At 59.0% G+C, this 5933-nt stretch carries 7 protein-coding genes; 5 read left to right on the top strand and 2 right to left on the bottom strand.

Translation table 11 applies throughout. The features are described 5' to 3' along the window. A partial coding sequence (locus tag AB9K34_RS03465; RefSeq protein WP_369952484.1) for a transposase occupies positions 1-136 on the top strand: 136 nt, incomplete at its 5' end. A gap of 181 nt (positions 137-317) precedes the next feature. Here the strand turns inward: AB9K34_RS03465 and AB9K34_RS03460 are convergent. Then, the gene (locus AB9K34_RS03460; protein ID WP_369953053.1) at positions 318-857 is read right to left on the bottom strand and encodes an HdeD family acid-resistance protein; all 540 of its coding nucleotides are present in this window, start codon (positions 855-857) and stop codon (positions 318-320) included. Between the two features lie 244 nt (positions 858-1101). After that, positions 1102-1986, bottom strand: coding sequence for a LysR family transcriptional regulator (locus tag AB9K34_RS03455; RefSeq protein ID WP_369953051.1), 885 nt, complete (start codon positions 1984-1986; stop codon positions 1102-1104). Between the two features lie 133 nt (positions 1987-2119). On the opposite strand from AB9K34_RS03455, the gene AB9K34_RS03450 reads away from it, so the two are divergent. The 4 genes from AB9K34_RS03450 (at position 2120) to AB9K34_RS03435 (ending at position 5745) form a co-directional block, all read left to right on the top strand. Further along, positions 2120-2677, top strand: coding sequence for a DUF1269 domain-containing protein (locus AB9K34_RS03450; protein ID WP_369953050.1), 558 nt, complete (start codon positions 2120-2122; stop codon positions 2675-2677). Between the two features lie 322 nt (positions 2678-2999). Further along, positions 3000-3941, top strand: coding sequence for a DNA repair protein RadC (gene radC / locus AB9K34_RS03445; protein WP_369953049.1), 942 nt, complete (start codon positions 3000-3002; stop codon positions 3939-3941). A gap of 281 nt (positions 3942-4222) precedes the next feature. Next, positions 4223-5140: a 2-dehydro-3-deoxygalactonokinase gene (locus AB9K34_RS03440; RefSeq protein ID WP_369953052.1), complete on the top strand. Its 918-nt coding sequence runs from the start codon at positions 4223-4225 to the stop codon at positions 5138-5140. Beyond that, positions 5137-5745 (top strand): 2-dehydro-3-deoxy-6-phosphogalactonate aldolase, encoded by a 609-nt coding sequence (locus tag AB9K34_RS03435; RefSeq protein ID WP_369953048.1) that lies wholly within the window; start codon positions 5137-5139, stop codon positions 5743-5745. Before AB9K34_RS03440 ends, AB9K34_RS03435 begins: the two co-directional genes overlap by 4 nt. Positions 5746-5933: the final 188 nt, after the last annotated feature.

The raw sequence follows: 5933 nt of genomic DNA, 5'->3' as shown, positions 1-5933 counted from the left end.
CATGGTTGAGCGGTGCTTCAACAAACTCAAGAACGCCCGGCGCGTCGCAACCCGCTACGATAAGACGGCTGAAAGCTTCCTGGGCTTCATCGACATCGCGTCAATCCGACTTTGGATCCGTCATTTGTCAACATGACCTAACGCTGAATGAAATCAAATATTTCAATGCGTTAGGTGATACCAGATGTCTCAGTTAATCGCGAAACACTTTAACGACGCTCAGGCACCATTAATGACCGTCGAAAACGAACGACCGGTTCAAAGGACCAGAGCGCCGGTGCTCCGTTCATCGGAAACAACCATTGGCAATCAGGATTTCATCCTGCTTGTGTGTCGGGCTTGCGTGCCATCGCCAGGATAATCAGCGAAACGCCGTTGGATATGAGCTCAACCGCAAGGAAGATACCCAGCACCGCGGCTGCCGATTGCGGAAAATTGGAGAAGATCATGATGGCGAGAATGATAGACAGAGCGCCCGAGAGGATCAACGCCCACCGAATCTGCGAAAGCTCAGTCGAAAATGCCAGCACGATCCGCATGATGCCGAAGATCAACAGCATGATGCCCGATACAATCGTCAGCGAAATGATTCCGGCCACCGGATTCGAGACGAGGCTGATGCCGAAAAGCAGGATCAGAATGCCAAGCAGAATCGCCATGGCGCGTGCGCCCCAGCCCTGATCGTTGAATGCCGAGACGAGAACGAAAATACCGACCAGTATAAAACTCCAGCCCGCGAAGAGCTCTGCCGTCAGCGTTGCCGCCAGCGGATTTGCAAGCGCAAAAAGACCGCCGAGCAGGGAGAGTCCCCCCGCGATCAGCCACCAAATCCATGTCTTCATCTTCTTACTCCTCATTTTGTCCAACCGTGGTCCGTTATGCGACCACTTAACCGGCAATGTACCGATTATCGTTATCGCGATCTGTTGAAACCTGTGTGCTCTGGGTCAGGCCGTGCACCTTGAGAAACCGATTCATACTTGCATTCTAGCCACTTGACGGATTGAGAGACACAGTTTTTTCGGATTGTTTGCATGGGCGCCTGCCGCGCCGGTGGGACAGATGTCGCGCAGGGCATCAATCACCCGACCCAGGCGCGTATTACGCAGCGAAGCCTTCGAGGATCAGGTCTCGTGCACGCAGAATTCGCGGGGTGCGCGCCGAGGCTTTGGTCCAGAACAATTCGTAGCCGATGGTCAGGCACCCGTTCGGCCCCTCGATCTCCTTGATCTTCCCGGCCTCCAGCGCCTCGGACACCAGATAGCGCGGCAGGACAGACCAACCCAGCCCCGCCGTGACCAGTCCGCGCAACGCGCGCAGATCGGGGGCCGTGACGCTTTCTTCGGCCCGGCCGATGTCCAGTTCGTGATGTTCGATCCACTGCCGCAGCAGATCCCGTTCGATCGAATAGCTCAGAAACGGCGTCCGTTCGAGACCGTGCGACAGCGTGTCTTCCGATTCGATCCGGGCGGCGAGGGAAGGGGTCGCGACAAGCATGAGTTCCTCGCGCCCCAGCGGGGTGTGGGCGATCCGATCGTCGGGCGGCAGGGTGACGGAAAACCCGAAATCTGCATTCCCGGAAAGAAGTCGATCCCGAATCTCGTCGCCGATGGTTGGATGCAACTGGAGCGAGATGCGTTCGGCGCACAACATATGAAGATGCGGTGCGACCAAGTCCGACAGGATGTCCGATGGTCCGCAGAGATGAACGGTGCCGGCAAGACGGGACGAACGCGCCCGGAACTCGGCCAGTATTTCTTCTGTCAGATCAAGGTGATCTCCGATACGGCGGGCCAGGTCATGTGCGATGTCGGTGGGCGTGACCGCACGCGACACGCGTTGAAACAGCTGTCGTTCCAGAACCGTCTCGAGCGCCGCGATGTGCTGTGTCACGGCCGGCTGCGTCAACCCAAGAGTGCCAGCGGCCCGTGTGAACGCTCCCTGGCGGTAGACTTCGAGAAAGGTCTTAAGGTGAACGAGTGACATGGCCCAACATAAGTAATTTTATGATCTGGTGCAATTTATCTAATTATGCATACGGCACTTTGGGCGCTATGTTCCTTTCATCAACAACGGCCACGGTACACCGCCAACGGCCACCACTAAGGAAGGAAGTCCAATGTCCAAGCTCATCGCTGTTATCTTCGACGACCACGCCACTGCCTTCGACCTTCGCGCCGATCTGGTGCGGATGCAAGCCGATCACCTTCTCAGCATCGACGATGCGGTCGTCGTGACCCGTAACGCCGATGGCAAGGTCAAACTTCACCAGGCCCTCAACCTGACAGCAGCAGGCGCCTTCACCGGCGGCATGTGGGGCACCTTGGTCGGTATGATGTTCCTCAACCCGCTCCTGGGCCTCGCCATCGGTGCCGGTACCGGTGCACTCAGCGGCAAACTTTCGGATTACGGGATCGATGACGAGTTCATGAAGAAGATCGGCGAGGATCTGAAAGAAGACAATGCCGCCGTTTTTGTTCTGGTCCGCGACGTGACGCAGGACAGGGTGATGGAACGCCTCGAGAAGTACGCGGGCAAGGGTAAGGTCCACACCAGCTCGATCTCCCGCGAGGACGAAGAGAAGCTGCGCGCGCTGCTTGAAACCGAGCCCGAAGCTGAAGCTGAACCCGCCGCCGACGCCGAGCCCAAGGCTGAAGCCGAAACCAAGGCCGGCTGACACGATCCGTGTTGAACGTATTTGGCCCCGGACGATGATATTCGGCCGGGGCCAAATACGTTTGAACACGTCTTGCGAGGGTCTTTCGGCCCGTCCGGCTTGACCCTGACGGACAACCGTTCCTCTCCCGATCATACATCATGATCCGCCACGTCGCCAAACCGATCCATGAAAATGGTCGATTCAGTGTCGGCAAATCAGGGGCAAGCGGCGCTCAATGTTTGGTCGTTAAACCGGCATTAACCTTGCCCGGATCAGCATGATGCAAGTGGCAATCGAGGGGTGACACGCTCATGCAGAACAATCGATCACGGGCCGTAAGATGACCAGCTGGATCGTCAGCCGGTTTTCGAAACAGGCGAGGCGGAGCCTCGGCAGCAAGGAACCAACAGCCGACTACGCGCAGGATGGCGGGCGACCCGGCGGGTTTTCCGAAAGTGCGATGCGCGGTCTGGCCGATCTCGATGCCCGTATTCCGCCACCGGGGGTCGTGACGGAGCCGGCCTATTCACGACCCTGCCGCAGCAATGACCGGCTATCCCCATCCGTGTCTGCGGGTGGTGGCATGGTCGCGGACAAGGACGGGAACATGCGGCCGCATTACTGGGGCCATCGCGAAAGGCTGAGAACCCGCTTTCTCACCGGAGGGCACAAACCCATGCCGGAATACGAAATCCTCGAATTGCTGCTGTTCAACGCCATTCCACGGATTGATGTGAAGCCGCTTGCCAAACGCCTGCTTGCCGCATTCGGGGATCTGAACGGTGTTGTCGCCGCATCTGAACATCGCCTGTTGCAGGTGGAGGGGGCGACAGACCGGGTGTATCTGCAATTGCGTATCGCCGAGGCTTTTGCGCAACGCATGGCGCGGGCAAAGGTTCTGGATCGCTGCGTTCTCACATCCTGGGATGACCTGATCGACTATTGCCGCACGTCGATGGCGCATCGCGAAACCGAGCAGTTCCGTATCCTCTTTCTCGACCGCAAGAATACGATCATCGCCGACGAGGAACAGGCCACGGGAACGGTCGATCATGTGCCGGTCTATCCGCGCGAGATCGTCAAGCGCGCGCTGGAGTTGAACGCCGGGGCGATCATCCTCGTCCACAATCATCCTTCGGGTGATCCAACGCCAAGCCAGGAAGACATCCAGATGACGCAGCAGATTGATGCCGCGTGCAAAACCATCAGCGTCGCAATCCATGATCATGTGGTGATCGGCAAGGAAGAAGAATTTTCGTTTCGAGGCGCAGGACTTCTCTGACGGACGTAAGTCAAAGGCAGGGTCCCAGGGCAAAACCCGAAGACACTGCGTTTGTGGACCGTGTTCGCGTCAATGCGCTTGCGTCGGGTCGAGTGTTAACCGAAAAGCAAATGTGGGTGACACCCGGGAGGCACGCGGCTTATGTCTAACGGCAATGCGTGAAATGAACGCTGGCCACTCGAGGTATCGTGGATGCGGTCTTGTTGCTTGCACCCGATACCGGCGGCACGATGTCGGGCCGGGCTCCGATCTTTGACGGCGGTGTCGTAACAAGGGGGTGGATGGGCGTGTCCGAACTTGCAGACTGGGTCGCGGTGGACTGGGGCACCTCCAATCTCCGTGTGTGGGTCTTGAACTCTGATCAGGCGGTCATCGCGCAATTGGGATCAGATCACGGCATGGGGTCGCTGGTCCCCGATGAATTCGAAGCTGCGCTGCTCGGGCTTGTCGCACCGTATCTCGGAGATGACACGGTGCCGGTCATTTGTTGTGGCATGGTCGGTGCGCGGCAGGGCTGGCAGGAAGCGGCCTATGTCACCGTGCCCTCTGCGCCACCGGGTATCGGGCAGGCCACGATGGTCAGGGCGCGCGACCCGCGCATCGCACCGATGATCCTGCCGGGAATGAAGCAAACCGCACCCGCTGACGTGATGCGCGGCGAAGAAACCCAGATCGCAGGTTTCATTGCCCGGCACCCCGATTTTGACGGGGTGCTTTGCCTGCCGGGTACCCATACCAAATGGGTCCAGATCAGCGCGGGCGAGGTGGTGAGTTTTCGTACCTACATGACCGGTGAAATATTCGCATTGCTATCGGACAGATCCGTGCTGCGCCATTCGGTTCAGACGTCTGGTTGGGACGATGCGGCCTTTGCCGATGCGATTGATGATGCGCTTGGCGCACCGCAGAACCTGGCGTCGCGGTTGTTCGGGTTGCGCGCGGAAACGCTGGTCAACGACATGCCGGCAGGTGTCGCGCGGGCGCGTCTCTCCGGGCAACTGATCGGTGTCGAACTGGCGGGCGCACGGCCCTATTGGCTCGGGCAGCGGATCGCGATTGTTGGCGACCCGGCCCTTTCTACGCTCTATCAGACCGCACTCGGGCGGCAGAGTGTTCCGGTGGAGCTCGCCAATGGCGATGCGATGACACTCGCGGGCCTGCGGGCTGTCTATGAAAGCTGGAAGGTAGACCAGACATGACCCGGAAAATAATCGCGATTCTGCGCGGGATAACCCCACCCGAGGCGCACGAATTGGCGGGGGTTCTGATCGAATGCGGCATTACCAGGATCGAGGTGCCATTGAATTCCCCGGAACCGTTCGACAGCATTGGCCGGATGGTGCGTGGCTTTGGCGATGATGCGCTGATCGGCGCGGGAACCGTCCTGGCGCCGCAGGATGTCACGCGGCTTTGCGATATCGGCGGCGCATTTGTGGTTTCACCGGACTGCAATCCCACGGTGATAGACGCGACCAAGGCCGCGGGCATGCTGTCGTTTCCCGGTGTCATGACGCCGACCGAGTGTTTTACCGCGCTACGCCACGGGGCCGATGGTCTCAAGCTCTTTCCCGGCAACCTGATCGGAACCGATGGGGTCAGGGCCATGCGTGCCGTGCTGCCAAAGGGGACCGAGGTGTTTGCCGTGGGCGGGGCTGGACCTGAGAATTTTGCCGAGTGGAAAGCCGCCGGCGCGGATGGGTTCGGAATCGGCAGTGCGCTGTACAAGCCGGGTTTCACCGCCAGTGACATTCGCGAACGTGCAACGCGTATTGTCGACGTCTATGACGCGGTTTTCGTATCTTGAGCGTTGCTATCTTCGAAGCGGCACGGTTTCGATGCGGGATATCAGCATTGACCTGCCCCCCGCGAAATCCCTCATCATGATGTAGAGTCTGCCCAACCTTGAAGGAGCAGACGAATGCGAAAGAGCCGTTTTACCGAGGCGCAGATTATCGGGATGATCAAGGAGCAAGAGGCGGGCATGCCGACGGC

It is taken from the genome of Sedimentitalea sp. XS_ASV28, assembly GCF_041224545.1.
In the GTDB taxonomy this organism is placed as follows: domain Bacteria; phylum Pseudomonadota; class Alphaproteobacteria; order Rhodobacterales; family Rhodobacteraceae; genus Sedimentitalea.
The sequence above is the reverse complement of the archived record's forward strand: the minus strand, read 5'-3'. Positions and strand labels throughout refer to the sequence as shown.

Bases quoted from the DNA above. Each gene is read 5' to 3' on its own strand.
- AB9K34_RS03460 (WP_369953053.1), bottom strand. From the start codon at position 857: ATGAGGAGTAAGAAGATGAAGACATGGATTTGGTGGCTGATCGCGGGG.
- AB9K34_RS03455 (WP_369953051.1), bottom strand. From the start codon at position 1,986: ATGTCACTCGTTCACCTTAAGACCTTTCTCGAAGTCTACCGCCAGGGA.
- AB9K34_RS03450 (WP_369953050.1), top strand. From the start codon at position 2,120: ATGTCCAAGCTCATCGCTGTTATCTTCGACGACCACGCCACTGCCTTC.
- radC (WP_369953049.1), top strand. From the start codon at position 3,000: ATGACCAGCTGGATCGTCAGCCGGTTTTCGAAACAGGCGAGGCGGAGC.
- AB9K34_RS03440 (WP_369953052.1), top strand. From the start codon at position 4,223: ATGGGCGTGTCCGAACTTGCAGACTGGGTCGCGGTGGACTGGGGCACC.
- AB9K34_RS03435 (WP_369953048.1), top strand. From the start codon at position 5,137: ATGACCCGGAAAATAATCGCGATTCTGCGCGGGATAACCCCACCCGAG.